The following is a 16,404-nucleotide window of genomic DNA, read 5'->3' as shown; positions in this document are numbered from 1 at the left end:
GCTTTGCGGCCCCGGTCTTCACATCAGGTTACTGCGCTGCAGTCTCCTGCACCACGCGGATCACCCGCTGCGGAAACGGAATGTCGATCCCTTGGTCGCGCAAGCGATCACGGGCGTGCTCGTTCAGCATGAACATCACGTCCCAGTAGTCGGAGGTCTTGGTCCACAGGCGCAGCGACACGGTGATCGAGCTATCGCCCAAGGTCGAAACCACAGCCTGCGGCGCCGGGTCGGGCAGCACGCGTGGGTCCTTCGCCAGCTCCAGCAGCACCTGGCGTGCCTGCTGCAGATCGGCCTCGTAGTCCACGCCCACGTCGAATACCACCTTGCGCGTCGGCTGGCGGTTGGTGTTGGTGATGATGCCGTTGGACAGGGCACCGTTAGGCATGATTACCGTCTTGTTGTCACCGGTACGCAGCACGGTGTGGAAGATCTGGATGCTGTCGACGGTACCTGACACGCCTTGCGCTTCGATCCAGTCGCCAATGCGGAACGGGCGGAACATCAGGATCAGCACGCCACCGGCGAAGTTCGCCAGGCTACCCTGCAAGGCCAGGCCGATGGCCAGGCCAGCGGCACCGATGGCTGCGACGAACGAGGTGGTCTCGATGCCGATCATCGACGCCACGCTGACGAACAGCAGCACCTTCAGCACGATGTTCGACAAGGTGCTGATGAAGCCTTGCAGTGCCAGGTCGGCGTTGCGCAGGCCTACCAGCTTGCCCAGGCGGGCGCTGACCTTGTTGATGATCCACCAGCCGACCGCCAGGGTCAGCAGTGCCAGCAGCAGGCGGCTGCCGTACTCCATGATCAAGGGGAGCCAGGTCTGGGATTGGCGGACCAGCTGATCGACTTCAGCGTTCAAATCCATGTTCATCTCCTGATGCCGAACGGCACGTGCACAATAAAGCAGGCCGCAAGCTATTCAGCGGCCATGAACCCCCATGGACATCATTAGGCCATCGGGGTTCCGGACAACCCTGCGATCAGTCGCGGAAGTTGTTGAACTGCAGCGGCATTTCAAATTCCTTGGTGCGCAGCAAGGCAATGGCTTCCTGCAGGTCGTCACGCTTCTTGCCGGTGACACGTACCTGCTCGCCCTGGATGGCGGCCTGGACCTTGAGCTTGCCGTCCTTGATGGTGGCGACGATCTTCTTGGCCAGGTCCTTGTCGATGCCTTCGCGGAACTTGGCTTCCTGTTTCTTTTCCTTGCCCGAGGCGTACGGGTCTTTGGTTTCCAGGCACTTTACGTCGATCTTGCGCTTGACCAGCGCCAGGCGCAGGATTTCCAGCATGGCTTCGAGCTGGAACTCTTCCTCGGCGGTCAGCACCACGGTCTGCTCCTTGTCCTTGAACTCGAAGCTGCCTTTGCCCTTGAGGTCATAGCGGCGGTCGAGGTCCTTGATGGCATTGTCGACCGCATTCTGCACTTCGTGCTTGTCCAGTTCCGATACCACGTCGAACGAAGGCATGGGTATTCTCCATAAAATAAAAGCACGCTCAGTCTGAACATGGAGCGTGTCGGTGTTAGAGGGTTAAAATGCGGGCTCATTATAACGGGTTGCGAAACGCAGATGAGCAGCACCTGGCATATTCTCGGCGCCGGTAGCCTCGGCAGCCTCTGGGCCTGCCGCCTGGCTCGCGCCGGCAAGGCGGTACGCCTGATCCTGCGTGATGTGCAGCGCCTGCAGGCCTACCAGCTGGCCGGCGGCCTGACCTTGGTCGAGCAGGACCAGGCCAGCCTCTACGCCATCCCGGCCGAAACGGCCGAATCCGGCGGCCCCATTCATCGCCTGCTGGTGGCCTGCAAGGCCTACGATGCGGCCCCCGCCATCGCTCGCCTGGCACCGCGCCTGGCCGATGGCGCAGAAATCGTGCTGTTGCAGAACGGCCTCGGCAGCCAGGACGAAGTCGCCGACCAGGTCCCCCTCGCCCGCTGCATCTTTGCCTCCAGTACCGAAGGCGCGTTCCGCGAGGACGACTGGCGGGTGCGTTTCGCCGGCCATGGTTTCAACTGGCTGGGAGACCCCGCCAACCCCGCCACCCCCGAATGGTTCGCTGACCTGAGCGACGCCGGCATTCCGGGCGAATGGACCGTCGACATCCTCACCCGCCTGTGGCGCAAGCTGGCGCTGAACTGCGCCATCAACCCGCTGACCGTACTCCACGACTGCCAGAACGGCGGGCTGCTCGGGCACTTGGGCGAGGTCGAGGCGCTGAGCACGGAACTGGCCGAGCTGCTGCGCCGCTGCGGTCAGCCCGAAGCAGCCACCGATCTGGATGAAGAAGTGCAACGGGTGATCCTGGCCACTGCCGCCAACTACTCTTCCATGTACCAGGACGTGCGTGCTGGCCGGCGTACCGAGGTGCACTACCTGCTGGGCCACGCCTGCCGGGTGGCCGAACGCCACGGCATGCTGCTGCCTCAACTGGAACACCTGCACCACCGGCTGGTCGATAACCTGCGAGCGCGTGGCTTGCCCAGCGCCTGACCTCAACCCAATACGGACATTGCCTTACCCATGAGCCTGCGCCAACGCCTGGAAAACCTCCCGGTCGGGCAGAAACTGCTGGCGGCCCTGCTGGTACTGCTGGTGACCATCCTGCTGGTGGCCAACCTGACCTTCATCAGCGCCGCCTACTGGATCACCCAGGAGAGCATGGCGCCGCAGGCGTTGCAGACCATCGGCAAGCTGGTGGCCAACCCGCAACTGTCGGCCCGTGCTGGCGATTCGACCGAAACAGCCACCGCCCTGCTCAAGGAGCTGAACAGCTATACCCCGCTGCGCGCCGCCGCCATCTATGGCGGCGACGGCAGCATGCTGGCCCAGCTGCAGCACGGCGAGCCACTGGCCCTGCCCAAGCGCTACCGCAACATCGACGGCTGGCGCTTGATGGAATTCCGCAGCACCCAGCTGATCCGCATCCCCCGCGATGCCAGCCCACCGGCGCACCTGCTGCTGGTGGCCAGCAGCGAACTGCCCACGGCGTTCTACACCGGTACGCTCAGCGCCAGCCTGGCAATTCTCGTGTTCAGCATCCTGCTGTGGATGGTCATCGCCCGGCAGATCAAGCGCCTGATCACCCAGCCAATCAACCAGCTCGAAGAACTCAGCCGCCAGGTCACCCGCGAGGAAAGCTATGCCTTGCGCGCCACCCGTGGCAACGACGACGAGATCGGCAGCCTCGCCGAAGCCTTCAACACCATGCTTTCGCGCATTGAAGCCCGCGAGCACCAGCTCAAGCGCGCCCGCGACGAATTTCAGACGGCCTACGATCAGGCCCAGGGCCTGGCCGAAGAAACCCGCCACACCAATCGCAAGCTGGAGCTGGAAGTCCAGGTACGCAGCAAGATCGAAAAGAAGCTCACCGGTTTCCAGAACTACCTGAACAGCATCATCGACTCCATGCCCTCGGCACTGATTGCCCTCGATGAGCAGCTCTACGTCACCCAATGGAACCATGAGGCCACGGTGCTCTCCGGCACACCGCTGGACGAAGCGCTGAACCAGCCGATCTTCATCGCCTTCGAGCCGCTCAAGCCGTTCCTCCCGCAGCTCAAGGAAAGCGTTGAAAAGCACCGGGTGGCAAAGATCGAGCGGGTCACCTGGCCCAAGGACGAGGACCTGCGCCACTACGCCCTGACCTTCTACCCGCTGATGGGCGGTGGCGGCCGCGGCGTGGTCATCCGTATCGACGACATCACCCAGCGCCTGTCGCTGGAAGAGATGATGGTGCAGTCGGAGAAGATGCTCTCGGTGGGAGGCCTGGCGGCCGGTATGGCCCACGAAATCAACAACCCGCTGGGCGCGATCCTGCACAACGTGCAGAACATCCGCCGGCGCCTGTCGCCGGAGCTGCCGCGCAACCAGGAACAGGCCGACGAGCTGGGCATCGACCTGGCCAGCGTCAACCGCTACCTGGAGAACCGCGAAGTGCCGCAACTGCTCGACGGCATTCAGCAGGCTGGCGCCCGTGCGGCGAAGATCGTCACCCACATGCTCAGTTTCAGCCGCCGCAGCAACCGCCAGCTGGCACCGTGCGAGCTGCCGGCGCTGATCGACCAGGCCGTGGAAATCGCCAGTAACGACTTCGACCTGACCATCGGCTTCGACTTCAAGGGGCAGGCCATCGTCCGCCAGTTCGACCCCAACCTGGGGCCGGTGCCCTGCACTGCCAACGAACTGGAGCAGGTACTGCTGAACCTGCTGAAAAACGCCGCCCAGGCCATTCACCAGCGCCCGCAGCCGAGCGAGCCTGGGCGTATCACCTTGCGCACCAGGCTCAACCCACCTTGGGCGGAGATCCAGGTCGAGGACAACGGCGTCGGCATGCCCGAAACCGTGCGCAAACGCACTTTCGAGCCGTTCTTCACCACCAAGGAAATCGGCCAGGGCACCGGGCTCGGGCTGTCGGTTTCATACTTCATCATCACCAACAACCATAAGGGGCAGATGGAAGTGCAGTCCACGCCCGGCCAGGGCACCTGCTTCACCCTGCGCCTGCCCCTCGCCCAGCCGCCAGCGGCGCTGGCAACCCACACGGAGGCATGACATGGGCTATCGCCTGTCGAAGATCTACACCCGCACTGGCGACAAGGGCGAAACCGGCCTCGGCGACGGGCGGCGGGTGCCCAAGGACCACCCGCGGGTCGAAGCGATCGGTGAAGTGGACAGCCTCAACAGCCAGCTCGGGCTGTTGCTGGCCGGCCTGGCCGAGCTGGGGCTGGATGAAGTGAGCAACGTTCTGGCGCCTTGCCAGCATCGTTTGTTCGACCTTGGCGGCGAGTTGGCGATGCCCAGCTATCAGGCCTTGAACCAAGCCGAGGTAGAGCGGCTGGAAGGGGCGATCGATGTGTGGAACGAAGAGCTGGGGCCGTTGAAGAACTTCATCCTGCCCAGTGGCTCGGCGCTGGTGGCGCAGGCCCATGTGTGCCGTAGCCTGGCGCGCAGTGCGGAGCGGCGCTGCCAGCAGTTGAATGCGCTGGAGCCGTTGGAGGGGGTGGGGTTGGCGTATATCAACCGGCTATCGGATCTGCTGTTCGTGGCGGCGCGGATCATCGGGCGGCGGCAGGGGGTTGCGGAGGTCTTGTGGCAGCCTGCACTCAAACCTGAAGGCTGATATTGCCGGGGCTGCTTTGCAGCCCATTCCGACCGGTCCGGCGCCCCGGCAAGGCCGCTCCTACAACGGAACGCGATCTCCTGTAGGAGCGGCCTTGCGTCGCGAATGGGCCGCAAAGCGGCCCCAACTACTCAGGCCTCAGGCCAGAACGCGCGTATCCCGGCAACACCTTGGGCACCGGCCTCCCAGGCCTTCTCCCGCTCACCCGGCCCCACGCCACCCAACAGGAACACCGGTTGAGTGAAGCCCGCGATCAGCCGCTGCGCCTCGTCCCACCCCAGCGGCTCCGCCTCGGGATGGGTCTGGGTCGCCTGCACCGGCGACAGGGTGACGAAGTCCACGCCCATCTGCTCGGCCAAGGCCAACTCTTCGGCACTGTGGCACGACGCTGCCAGCCAACGCTCCTTGGGGAACGGGCGGCCTTTGGCTGCATATTTGCGCAGCTGCGCAGCGGTCAGGTGCCAACCGGCGGACGGGAAGTCCCCCAGCCACTCCAGCGGCCCCTTGAGCATCAACTGCGCCTTGCCGGCGCACAGCCCCACCGCGTCCACCGCCACATCGCGGTACTTGGGGTCGTACATGTCGGGGGCGCGCAGCTGGATCAGGCGGATACCACTGGCTACGGCCTTCTGGATACCCTTGAGCATCTCCGGCACTTCCAGGCCATCCGGCGTGATCAAGTACTGATCCGGCAAGCGCGCGGCCGCCACGATCGGCTTGTTGGCCTCAGGGAATTCGTATTGCGCCAGGTCACGCGGCGCTACCCAGGCCAGTGGCTGGCCTTCGGCACCGTGGGGCTCACCGGTGAACGCATCGACCTCGCGAACGTCCAGCAGCACCTGCTTGTCCGGGTAGTCGTGGCTGACCTTGATCAGTGCGCGTGAAGCAGTCACTTCAATGCCCAGTTCTTCGCGCAGCTCACGGGCCAGTGCCGCTTCGACGCCTTCACCCTCTTCCACCTTGCCACCGGGGAATTCCCAAAGGCCACCCTGGTGCTGCGTATCAGCGCGGCGGGCAATCAGAATGCGCCCGTCACCACCGCGGATCACCGCGGCTACAACCTGTATCCGTTTCAACCTTCACGCTCCGCCAGGCCAGCTTGCTGCCAGGCCTTGAAGGCCGGCCACTGGTAAATGGTCTCGATATAGGTGGCGGCCTCTGCAGGCACTTCCACGCGGTAGGTACGCAGGCGCACCGCCACCGGGGCGAAGAAGGCATCGGCCAGGGTCGGCTTGCCGAACAGGAACGGGCCAGAGTCCTTGGCCAGCAGGCGGCACTCGGACCACAACGCGACGATGCGGTCGATGTCTACCTGCACTTCCAACGGCATGCTTTCCAGCGCCTGGTCACGGGACAGGTCGAACGGCATGGCACCGCGCAGGGCGAAGAAGCCACTGTGCATCTGCGCGCAGGCCGAACGGGCATGGGCACGGGCGGCCACGTCGGCCGGCCACAGCTGGGCCTCGGGGTGGCGTTCGTTGAGGTATTCGGCAATGGCCAGGGAATCGGCGATCACCCCATGCTCGGTCTTGAGCAGCGGCACCTTGCCGGTGGAGGAGAATGCGAGGATGCGCCTGCGGGTGTCGGGCTGGTTCAGCCTGATCAGCGTTTCTTCGTAAGGCACGCCGGCCAGCTCTAGGGCCAGGGCGCCACGCAGTGACCAGGAGGAATACAGCTTGTCGCCGATGATCAGTTGATAGCTCATGGTTCGGCTCCATGTATTAGGAATATCGGGGCTGCCTTACGGCCCATCGCGGATAAGTCCGCCCCTACAAGGACCACAAAACCGTTGTAGGAGCGGATTTATCCGCGATGGGCCGCAAGGCGGCACCCCTTTGAATCAGGTGCGGTATTCGGCGTTGATCTTCACGTATTCGTGGGACAGGTCCGTGGTCCAGATGGTTTCGCTGCACTGGCCACGACCAAGCTCGATACGGATGGTGATCTCTTCCTGCGCCATCACTGCCGAACCCTGCGCTTCGGTGTAGCTCGGGCTGCGGCCGCCCTGGCTGGCGATGCACACGCTGTCCAGGTACACGTCGATCAGGCTGACATCCAGCTCCGGCACACCTGCACGGCCCACAGCAGCCAGAATGCGGCCCCAGTTCGGGTCGGAGGCGAACAGCGCGGTCTTGATCAGCGGCGAATGGGCCACGGCGTAACCGACATCCAGGCACTCCTGGTGGTTGCCACCCCCGTTGACCTGAACGGTGACGAACTTGGTGGCGCCTTCGCCGTCACGGACGATGGCCTGGGCCACTTCCATGCACACTTCGAATACGGCCTTCTTCAGCGCTTCGAACAGCGCACCACTGGCTTCGGTCACTTCCGGCAAATTGGCCTTGCCGGTGGCGATCAGCATGCAGCAGTCGTTGGTCGAGGTGTCGCCGTCGATGGTGATGCGGTTGAACGACTTGTTGGCGCCGTCGAGCATCAGGTCCTTGAGCACCGCCGGGGCGACCTTGGCGTCGGTGGCAATGTAGCCGAGCATCGTGGCCATGTTCGGGCGAATCATGCCGGCGCCTTTGCTGATACCGGTCACGGTGACGGTCACGCCATCGTGCTGGAACTGACGGCTGGCGCCTTTTGGCAGGGTATCGGTGGTCATGATGCCGGTGGCGGCTTCAGCCCAGTGGTTTTCCGACAGGTTGTCCAGGGCGGCCTGCAGCGCGCCTTCGATCTTCTCGACCGGCAGTGGCTCACCGATCACACCGGTGGAGAACGGCAGTACCGACTCGGCCGGAACACCGGTCAGTTCGGCCAGCTTGGCGCAGGTGCGCTCGGCGGCGGCCAGGCCTGGCGCGCCGGTACCGGCGTTGGCATTGCCGGTGTTGGTCAGCAGGTAGCGCACAGTGCCTTGCACGCGCTGCTTGGACAGGATCACCGGCGCGGCGCAAAAGGCGTTGAGGGTGAACACGCCAGCCACGCTGGAACCTTCGGCGCAGCGCATGACCACCACATCCTTGCGCCCGGGGCGCTTGATGCCGGCAGAAGCGATGCCGAGTTCAAAACCCGGAACCGGGTGCAGGGTGGGCAAAGGACCAAGACCAACAGCCATTAGAGCGCTCCTAGAAAAATTCGGTTGATGTCAAAAAGCGGGGCCGCTTCGCGGCCCTTTCGCGACACAAGGCCGCTCCCACATAGGACTGCGCAGCGTTAGGCTGTGCGCTGTCCCTGTGGGAGCGGCCTTGTGTCGCGATAGGGCCGCAAGGCGGCCCCATGCAGGTCAGATCACTCGATCTGCCCGTGGCAATGCTTGAATTTCTTGCCCGAACCACACCAGCACGGTTCGTTGCGGCCAAGCTTCTGGTCGTTGCGCACCGGGGCAGCGGCCACGGCCACTTCGGCGCCCTCCTCGCTCAGCTGCTCGCTTTCAAGGCCTGGTGCCGGGGCATGCTGGAACTGCATGCGGCTGGCCAGTTCCTCGGCTTCGCGGCGCAGACGGGCTTCTTCTTCGGCTGGGTCTTCGCGGCGCACCTGAACGTGCGACAGCACGCGGATGGTGTCGCGCTTGATCGAATCGAGCAGCTCCTGGAACAGGGTGAACGACTCGCGCTTGTACTCCTGCTTCGGGTTCTTCTGCGCATAACCACGCAGGTGGATACCGTGACGCAGGTGGTCCATGGTCGACAGGTGGTCTTTCCACAGGTCGTCCAGCACGCGCAGCAGGATCTGCTTCTCGAAGGTACGCAGGGCTTCGAGGCCGGCCTGGTCTTCCTTCTCGGTGTAAGCAGTGGTGATCTCGTTCAACAGCTTCTCGCGCAGGGTCTCCTCGTAGAGGTGATCGTCCTCGTCCAGCCACTGCTGGATCGGCAGTTTGATGGCGAAGTCGCTGGCCAGCGACGCTTCGAGGCCGGCCACGTCCCACTGCTCTGGCAGCGACTGCGGCGGAATGTGCTGACTGATGGTGGCGTCCAGCACTTCCTGGCGGAACTCGACGATGGTGTCGCCAATGTTCTCGGCCGCCAGCAGGCTGTTGCGCATGTGGTAGATCACCTTGCGCTGTTCGTTGGCCACGTCATCGTATTCAAGCAGCTGTTTGCGGATGTCGAAGTTGCGGCCTTCGACCTTGCGCTGGGCTTTTTCGATGGCATTGGTGACCATGCGGTGCTCGATGGCCTCGCCAGACTGCATGCCCAGCGCCTTCATGAAGTTCTTCACCCGGTCGGAGGCGAAGATGCGCATCAGGCTGTCTTCCAGCGACAGGTAGAAGCGGCTCGAACCCGGGTCGCCCTGACGGCCGGAACGGCCACGCAGCTGGTTGTCGATACGGCGCGATTCGTGGCGCTCGGAGGCGATCACGTGCAGGCCACCGGCTTGAATCACCTGCTGGTGACGCTTCTGCCAGTCGGCCTTGATCTGGGCAATCTGCTCGGGAGTAGGGTTTTCCAGGGCAGCCACTTCGGCCTCCCAGTTACCGCCGAGGAGGATGTCGGTACCACGGCCGGCCATGTTGGTGGCGATGGTCAGCGCACCCGGAGCACCGGCTTGCGCGATGATCTCGGCTTCCTTCTCGTGGTACTTGGCGTTCAGTACCTTGTGGTCGATACCTTCCTTCTTCAGCAGGTTCGACATGTGCTCCGAAGTTTCGATGGTCGCGGTACCCACCAGAATCGGGCGGCCCTGGGTCATGCTCTCTTTGATGTCGGCGATGATCGCGGCGTATTTCTCGTCGGCGGTCAGGTACACCAGGTCGTTGAAGTCCTTACGCGCGAGCGGCTTGTTCGGCGGAATGACCATCACGTTGAGGGCGTAGATCTGGGCGAACTCGAACGCCTCGGTGTCAGCGGTACCGGTCATGCCGGACAGCTTGTTGTACAGGCGGAAGTAGTTCTGGAAGGTGGTCGAAGCCAGGGTCTGGCTTTCGGCCTGAATGTTCAGGTTTTCTTTTGCCTCGATGGCCTGGTGCAGGCCTTCGGAGAGGCGACGGCCGGGCATGGTACGGCCGGTGTGCTCGTCGATCAGCAGAACCTGGCCGTCCTGGACGATGTACTCGACGTTGCGGTGGAACAGCTTGTGCGCACGCAGGCCGGCGTAGACGTGGGTCAGCAGGCCCAGGTTATGCGCCGAGTACAGGCTCTCGCCTTCGGCCAGCAGGCCAGCCTGGGTGAGCATCTCTTCGATGAACTGGTGACCGGCTTCGTTGAGCTCGACCTGGCGGCTCTTCTCGTCGATGGTGAAGTGGCCTTCCTGGGTGACCTGGCCTTCGACTTCTTCGATGTGCTGGGTCAGGCGCGGGATCAGGCGGTTGATCTCGATGTACAGCTTGGAGCTGTCTTCGGCCTGCCCGGAGATGATCAGCGGGGTACGCGCTTCGTCGATGAGGATCGAGTCGACTTCGTCGATGACCGCGAAGTTGAGTTCACGCTGGAACTTCTCTTCCTGGCTGAACGCCATGTTGTCGCGCAGGTAGTCGAAACCGAATTCGTTGTTGGTGCCGTAGGTGATGTCGGCGGCGTAAGCGGCGCGCTTTTCTTCAGGCGGTTGGAAGGCCGAGACGATGCCCACGGACAGACCGAGGAATTCGTACAGCGGGCGCATCCAGTTGGCGTCACGGCGGGCCAGGTAGTCGTTGACCGTGACCACGTGCACGCCCTTGCCGGACAGTGCGTTGAGGTAGACGGCCAGGGTACCGACCAAGGTCTTGCCTTCACCGGTACGCATTTCTGCGATCATGCCCTCGTGCAGGGTCATGCCGCCGATCAGCTGCACATCGAAGTGGCGCATGCCCATGACGCGCTTGCCGGCTTCACGGGCCACGGCGAAGGCTTCGGGCAGCAACTGGTCCAACGTCTCGCCTTTGGCCAGGCGCTCCTTGAACTCTGCGGTCTTGGCCCGCAGCTGCTCATCGGAGAGGGCCACCATCTTCTCTTCGAAGGCATTGACGATAGCTACCGTCTTGAGCATGCGTTTGACTTCACGCTCGTTCTTGCTTCCAAAAAGTTTTTTTAACAAAGGCGCAAACATATCGGCAGGATCTTCCACACGTAGGGATGGAGGGCGGCCCCATGAGTCGCCCGTGCAGCCCTGAGGCCGCATGCGAACGAGCATTCTACCCGGAAACGATGGTGAGGAAAGTGGTCGATTGCCACGATGCTGGCACAGCGCTTAGGCGGGGGCTTTTCTAAGATAGGGGCATTTTCCCTGAGTTCAACCCAGAGGAAGATGAAAGGTATCGAGAATGGCTCGTATTTTGTATTGCCTGTACCGGCCGCTTCGCGGGCAAGCCCTCTCCCACAGGATCATCAGCGTCTCAAGGCAGTGTTTTCCTGTGGCCCGCGAAGAGGCCAGCGCAGGCAGCAGAGGTGTTAGACTGCCCATCTTGTGACTTCATGCAAACCACCATGGCCTTCAAACCCTCCCCCGCCCAGCCGCCCGCCACCCTGCTGCGCCAGAACCGCCCGCTGCGCCTGCTGCTGAACCAGGCCGAACGCCTGGCGCACCTGCAGCGCCTGCTGGAAAGCCAGCTGCAACCGGCTGCCCGCGAGCATTGCCATGTGGCCTCGTGGCGCGATGGCACGCTGCTGCTGGTGGTCACCGACGGCCACTGGGCCACCCGCCTGCGCTACCAGCAAAAGCGCTTGCAGCGCCAGCTGCAGGCCCTGGAAGCGTTCGGCAATCTGCAACGCATTCTCTACAAGGTGCAGCCGCCTCTGGTGCCGGCCAAACGCGGGGCGAATACGACCGAACTGTCGAACTACGCCGCCGAGAGCCTCCGCGACTCCGCTGAAGGCATCGCCGACCCCAAACTGCGTGCTGCCTTGGAACGGTTGGCAAGCCACGCGCAAAACAAAGAAAAGCCCTGAAATAAAAAAGGCCACCCGAAGGTGGCCTCAATGAACTAGAGAGTGTTCGAACTTACACGGCCGCAACAGGGCGCATGTACGAGATCGGTGCCGTGCTGGCATCTTCGAAAGTGACCACTTCCCAGGCATCGGTTTCTTCGATGAGCTTGCGCAGCAGCTGGTTGTTCAGCGCGTGGCCGGACTTGTAGCCCTTGAACTCGCCGATCAGGCTGTTGCCCAGCAGATAGAGGTCGCCAATGGCGTCGAGGATCTTGTGCTTGACGAATTCGTCATCGGAACGAAGGCCGTCTTCGTTGAGCACACCGGTCTCGTCGACCACGATGGCGTTCTCGACACTGCCGCCCAACGCAAGGTTGTGCTTGCGCAGGTACTCGATGTCACGCATGAAGCCGAAGGTACGGGCGCGGCTGACCTCTTTCACGAACGAGGTGCTGGAGAAGTCGACGACCGCACTCTGGGTCTGGCCCTTGAGGACCGGGTGATCGAAGTCGATCTCGAAGCTCACCTTGAACCCGTCGAATGGCAGGAAGGTGGCGCTCTTGTCGCCCTCCACCACTGTCACTTCGCGCAGGATGCGGATGAACTTCTTGGCTGCGTCCTGCTCTTCCAGGCCGGCAGACTGAATCAGGAATACGAAGGGACCGGCGCTGCCATCCATGATCGGCACTTCCGAGGCGGAGAGCTCGACGTAGGCGTTATCGATGCCCAGGCCCGCCATGGCGGAGAGCAGGTGCTCGACCGTATCGACCTTGACGTCACCGTTGACCAGCGTGGTGGACATGGTGGTCTCACCTACATTGGCCGCACGCGCCGGGATCTCGACCACAGGGTCAAGGTCGGCGCGACGGAAGACGATGCCGGTGTCGACAGGCGCAGGCTTGAGGGTCAGGTAGACCTTCTCCCCGGAGTGCAGGCCGACGCCCGTGGCACGGATGGTATTCTTCAGGGTGCGTTGTCTAATCATGGCATTGGCCGCTTCAGCGCAAATAATGCGAACAGGTATCAACAAAGGCTGGGGATGATAACAGACCCGGCCTTTGCTGAACACCAATCACCCTTATACCCCTGATAAATTCCATCAATCGGCCTGACGACGCAGGAAGGCTGGGATATCGAGGTAGTCCAGGTCATCCTGAGGGTTGAGTTTAGCTGCCGCGGCAGCACCTGCGTGGGCCTGGTTGCGCATTACGGTCGGGCGCTCCAGGTCACGGTAGTTGACGGCTGGCTGCTCCTGGCGAACCGGAGCCGGGTTGGAGGATTCATACACCTGCTGAGCGGTCTGCAGCGTGTTGTCGACCACCTTCACCGGTTTTTCGATGCGCGCGCCCAGACCAGTGGCAACCACGGTCACGTGCAGTTCGTCGCGCATGTCTGGGTCGATCACGGTGCCGACCTTGACCATGGCGTGGTCGGAGGCGAAGGCTTCGATGATGCTACCCACGTCGGAGTATTCACCCAGCGACAGGTCAGGACCTGCGGTGATGTTCACCAGGATGCCGCGGGCGCCCTGCAGGTTGACGTCTTCGAGCAGCGGGTTGCGGATCGCCGCTTCGGTGGCTTCGCGAGCGCGGTTCGGGCCGCTGGCGCAGCCAGTACCCATCATCGCCATGCCCATTTCACCCATGACGGTGCGCACGTCGGCAAAGTCGACGTTGATCATGCCCGGGCGCTTGATGATGTCGGAGATACCGCGAACGGCACCGGCCAGTACATCGTCGGCCTTGGCAAAGGCGGACAGCAGGCTGGCATCCTTGCCCAGGATGGTCAGCAGCTTCTCGTTGGGGATGGTGATGAGCGAGTCGACGCTCTCAGCCAGCATGCGGATGCCTTCATCGGCGATCTGCATACGTTTGCGGCCCTCGAACGGGAACGGACGGGTCACCACTGCAACGGTGAGGATGCCCATTTCCTTGGCCACTTCGGCGATGATCGGCGCCGCACCGGTACCGGTACCGCCGCCCATGCCGGTGGTGATGAACACCATGTTGGTGCCCTGCAGCACCTCGGCGATGCGCTCACGGTCTTCCAGCGCGGCCTGACGGCCAACTTCCGGATTGGCACCGGCACCCAGACCCTTGGTCACGCCGGTACCCAGTTGCAGGATGGTGCGTGCGCCGATGTTTTTCAGCGCCTGGGCATCGGTGTTGGCGCAGATGAACTCGACGCCTTCGATGCTGCTCTTCACCATGTGGTTGACGGCGTTGCCGCCGCCACCGCCGACGCCGATCACCTTGATGACCGGACTTTGCGGGACGTTGTCTACGAGCTCGAACATTTTCCCTCTCCTTACAGTTCTCTAGTTGTCGCGCCTACCACTACTGCTTTGAAACTTAGAAGTTGCCCTGGACCCACCGCTTGAAGCGCTCAAGCACTGGGGCCTTCGGTTCATCGCCATAGCTGTTGCTGCTGCTGTTGCTGTTACCAGTCAGGACCATGTCCTCGGACTGCTTGAGCAGGCCGTAGGTGAGCAGGCCCACGCCGGTGGAATAGATCGGGTTGCGCACCACGTCGCTCAGCCCCCGAACGCTGTGCGGGACGCCCAGGCGTACCGGCATGTGGAAGATTTCCTCGGCCAGTTCCACGGCACCTTCCATCTTCGCGGTGCCGCCGGTGAGAACGATGCCGGCTGGCACCAGGTCCTCGTAGCCGCTGCGGCGCAGCTCGGCCTGGATCAGGGTGAAGAGCTCGTCGTAACGTGGCTCCACCACCTCGGCCAGGGCCTGACGCGACAGCTCGCGCGGTGGGCGATCACCCACGCTCGGCACCTTGATGGTCTCGCCGGCGCCGGCCAGTTTGGCCAGGGCGCAGGCGTAGCGGATCTTGATTTCTTCGGCGTACTGGGTCGGCGTACGCAGGGCCATGGCGATGTCGTTGGTGACCTGGTCGCCGGCAATCGGGATCACCGCGGTGTGGCGGATCGCGCCCTCGGTGAAGATGGCGATGTCGGTGGTCCCACCGCCGATGTCCACCAGGCACACGCCCAGCTCTTTCTCGTCATCGGTCAGCACCGAGTAGGCCGAAGCCAGCTGCTCGAGAATGATGTCGTCGATTTCCAGGCCGCAGCGGCGCACGCACTTCTCGATGTTCTGCGCGGCGTTGACCGCGCAGGTGACCACGTGGACCTTGGCTTCCAGACGTACGCCAGACATGCCCAGCGGCTCGCGCACGCCTTCCTGGTTGTCGATCACGTAGTCCTGCGGCAGCGTGTGCAGCACGCGCTGGTCGGCCGGAATGGCCACGGCCTGGGCGGCGTCGAGCACACGCTCGAGGTCGGCGACGCTGACTTCACGGTCGCGGATGGCGACGATGCCGTGGGAGTTCAGGCTGCGGATGTGGTTGCCAGCCACGCCGACGAACGCCGAGTGGATGCGGCAGCCGGCCATCAGCTGGGCTTCTTCCACCGCGCGCTGGATCGACTGCACGGTCGACTCGATGTTCACCACCACGCCTTTTTTCAAGCCGCGGGACGGATGGGTACCAATACCCACGATCTCGAGGGTGCCGTCTTCGCCCACTTCACCCACCAGCGCCACCACCTTGGAGGTGCCGATGTCCAGCCCGACGATCATTTTGCCGCTATGCGCGTTTGCCATGGTCCTGCCTCTCTCTAATTCTTCGCAACGGCGGGTTTGGCCGTCGTCGGTGCGTTCGGTTCCCGCCAGCCAACGGCAAGTCCGTTGGAGTAACGCAGATCAATGCGGGCGATAGTGGTGATCTGCTCTTTGAGTGTCTTGTCGTAAATGGCAATGAAACGGCGCATCTTTTCCACCAGATGGTCGCGCCCCAACAGCAGCTCGATGCCGGGCCCGGCGCTGCTCGCACCGGTGGTCAGGAACCAGCTGCCACGCTCACGCAACTCCAGGCGAGCGATGGAAAAACCCAGGGGGCGCAGCATCTGGCTCAATACCTGATACTGCTGCATGACTTGTTGCTGAGCGCGCTGCGGGCCGGCCAACTGCGGCAAGTGCTCGTAGTTGGCCAGTTCGCGCGGGGTGAAGGCCTGGCCCTGGTTGTTGAGCAGGGCCTCGTCACCCCAGCGTGCCACCGGCAGCTGTTCTTCCAGGCGAATCACCACTTCGTCCGGCCACACCCGGCGCACTTCGGCGTGGGCGATCCACGGCATCTGCTCGAGCTCGGCACGCATCGCCGTGAGGTCGACGCTGAAGAAGCTCGCCGCCACATACGGCGCGATGCGCTGCTGCACCGACTGCTGGCTGATGTAGCTGAGGTCACCCTGCACGTCGATCTTGGTGATCGGCCGGTCGGCATAAGGCATCAGGCGGATAGCGCCCTCATAGGCGCCGAAGCCTGCAGCCACCAGCACGATCGGCCACAGCAGGCGCTTGAGGCCGCCCAGGCTGGGCCGCGGCAGGCGCGCCGATACGGGCTCGTCGGCCACCAGTCGGCTGGCACCGCGCGGCACCGGCTTGCTACGGCCGGTAACGGGTTGCTGCTGACGTATCATTGCGCCTTGCAT

14 protein-coding genes are annotated in these 16,404 nt (G+C 63.2%); 4 read left to right on the top strand and 10 right to left on the bottom strand.

The genetic code is table 11. The features are described from left to right. Positions 1–28: 28 nt before the first annotated feature. Together H040_RS18805 and H040_RS18800 are read right to left on the bottom strand one after the other, a co-directional pair. Positions 29–871 carry a mechanosensitive ion channel family protein gene (locus H040_RS18805; protein ID WP_027917980.1) on the bottom strand — a complete coding sequence of 281 codons (843 nt, stop codon included), beginning with the start codon at positions 869–871 and terminating at the stop codon, positions 29–31. Positions 872–986: 115 nt separating this feature from the next. Further along, positions 987–1,472 (bottom strand): YajQ family cyclic di-GMP-binding protein, encoded by a 486-nt coding sequence (locus H040_RS18800; RefSeq protein ID WP_027917981.1) that lies wholly within the window; start codon positions 1,470–1,472, stop codon positions 987–989. A gap of 102 nt (positions 1,473–1,574) precedes the next feature. Between H040_RS18800 and H040_RS18795 the strand changes: the two genes are divergently transcribed. From H040_RS18795 to H040_RS18785, 3 genes are read left to right on the top strand one after another with little or no spacing between them, the layout of a single operon-like run. Beyond that, a complete protein-coding gene (locus H040_RS18795) occupies positions 1,575–2,492 on the top strand; it encodes a putative 2-dehydropantoate 2-reductase (protein WP_027917982.1) in 918 nt (305 codons plus the stop codon). Positions 2,493–2,522: 30 nt separating this feature from the next. Beyond that, positions 2,523–4,553, top strand: coding sequence for a sensor histidine kinase (locus H040_RS18790; protein WP_027917983.1), 2,031 nt, complete (start codon positions 2,523–2,525; stop codon positions 4,551–4,553). A 1-nt stretch (position 4,554) separates the two neighbouring features. Continuing rightward, a complete protein-coding gene (locus H040_RS18785; protein WP_027917984.1) occupies positions 4,555–5,121 on the top strand; it encodes a cob(I)yrinic acid a,c-diamide adenosyltransferase in 567 nt (188 codons plus the stop codon). A gap of 131 nt (positions 5,122–5,252) precedes the next feature. Here the strand turns inward: H040_RS18785 and H040_RS18780 are convergent, their stop codons facing one another. From H040_RS18780 to secA, 4 genes are all read right to left on the bottom strand, one after another. Then, complete coding sequence (locus tag H040_RS18780) at positions 5,253–6,197, bottom strand: Nudix family hydrolase (protein ID WP_027917985.1); 945 nt, start codon at positions 6,195–6,197, stop codon at positions 5,253–5,255. Continuing rightward, positions 6,194–6,826 carry a glutathione S-transferase family protein gene (locus H040_RS18775; RefSeq protein WP_027917986.1) on the bottom strand — a complete coding sequence of 211 codons (633 nt, stop codon included), beginning with the start codon at positions 6,824–6,826 and terminating at the stop codon, positions 6,194–6,196. The genes H040_RS18780 and H040_RS18775 overlap by 4 nt, the downstream gene beginning before the upstream one ends. 135 nt (positions 6,827–6,961) lie before the next feature. Further along, positions 6,962–8,179 (bottom strand): bifunctional glutamate N-acetyltransferase/amino-acid acetyltransferase ArgJ, encoded by a 1,218-nt coding sequence (gene argJ / locus H040_RS18770; RefSeq protein WP_027917987.1) that lies wholly within the window; start codon positions 8,177–8,179, stop codon positions 6,962–6,964. Positions 8,180–8,352: 173 nt separating this feature from the next. Next, positions 8,353–11,088: a preprotein translocase subunit SecA gene (gene secA, locus H040_RS18765; protein WP_027917988.1), complete on the bottom strand. Its 2,736-nt coding sequence runs from the start codon at positions 11,086–11,088 to the stop codon at positions 8,353–8,355. Positions 11,089–11,465: 377 nt separating this feature from the next. On the opposite strand from secA, the gene H040_RS18760 reads away from it, so the two are divergent. Beyond that, complete coding sequence (locus tag H040_RS18760) at positions 11,466–11,927, top strand: DUF721 domain-containing protein (protein ID WP_027917989.1); 462 nt, start codon at positions 11,466–11,468, stop codon at positions 11,925–11,927. A 52-nt stretch (positions 11,928–11,979) separates the two neighbouring features. On the opposite strand, the gene lpxC is transcribed toward H040_RS18760, so the two are convergent. From lpxC to H040_RS18740, 4 genes are all read right to left on the bottom strand, one after another. Continuing rightward, entirely contained in the window at positions 11,980–12,891 is a 912-nt protein-coding gene (gene lpxC, locus H040_RS18755) for a UDP-3-O-acyl-N-acetylglucosamine deacetylase (RefSeq protein ID WP_027917990.1), read from the bottom strand. Between the two features lie 114 nt (positions 12,892–13,005). Further along, positions 13,006–14,202 carry a cell division protein FtsZ gene (gene ftsZ / locus H040_RS18750; protein WP_027917991.1) on the bottom strand — a complete coding sequence of 399 codons (1,197 nt, stop codon included), beginning with the start codon at positions 14,200–14,202 and terminating at the stop codon, positions 13,006–13,008. A 55-nt stretch (positions 14,203–14,257) separates the two neighbouring features. Further along, positions 14,258–15,520 carry a cell division protein FtsA gene (ftsA, locus tag H040_RS18745; protein ID WP_027594020.1) on the bottom strand — a complete coding sequence of 421 codons (1,263 nt, stop codon included), beginning with the start codon at positions 15,518–15,520 and terminating at the stop codon, positions 14,258–14,260. Between the two features lie 14 nt (positions 15,521–15,534). Then, entirely contained in the window at positions 15,535–16,404 is an 870-nt protein-coding gene (locus H040_RS18740) for a cell division protein FtsQ/DivIB (RefSeq protein WP_027917992.1), read from the bottom strand.

Origin of the sequence: Pseudomonas sp. URMO17WK12:I7 (assembly GCF_003269045.1) — a bacterium.
Lineage (GTDB): Bacteria > Pseudomonadota > Gammaproteobacteria > Pseudomonadales > Pseudomonadaceae > Aquipseudomonas > Aquipseudomonas putida_J.
Note: the sequence above shows the minus strand (reverse complement) of the source record. Positions and strands in the feature narration are given on the sequence as shown.